1 pseudogene is annotated in these 682 nt (G+C 55.6%); it reads left to right on the plus strand.

Annotated features, from left to right (window positions below):
- A pseudogene (locus ACTHUR_RS14540) lies at positions 1 to 682 on the plus strand (hypothetical protein); the annotation flags it as partial.

Raw genomic sequence — 682 nt, forward strand, 5'->3', positions numbered from 1 at the left:
GTGAACAACGACGGTGTGAAAGTAGGCGACGATGTTGCATTGACCCAAGACGGCGTTAAAGCAGGTGATGTCAAACTGACCAAAGACGGATTGAACAACGCCGGCAACAAAGTGACCAACGTAGCCGCCGGTACCGACGATACCGACGCCGTTAACTACGGTCAGCTGAAAGAAACCAACGCCAACGTGGCCAAAGGTCTGAACATTGCCGCCGACAACGGTAACGACGACAACGTCCAACTGGGCGAAACCGTTGCTTACCGCAGCAGCGACAAAAACATCGTGACCACCGTGTCTGACAACCAGATTGACTTCAAACTGGCCAAAGACATTACCGTTGACAGCGTCACCGCAGGCGACAGCAAACTGAATACAGACGGCCTCACCATTACCGGTGGCCCGAGTGTGACCAAGTCAGGCATCAATGCCGCCGGCAACAAGATTACCAATGTTGCCGCCGGTACCGATGACACCGACGCCGTCAACTACAGCCAGCTGAAACAGCAAAGCGCCGCTGCCCGTACCGAAGTTGCAGCCGGCACCAACATCAAAGACGTGGTGAAAACGACCGGCGCCAACGGCCAAGACATCTATACCGTCAACGCCAAAGGCACGACTGCGAGCGCAGGTTCGGACAAAGTGACCGTCACTGCTTCAGCAGAAGACGCGAACAACGTGACCG

It is taken from the genome of Neisseria sp. P0021.S007 (assembly GCF_051956855.1).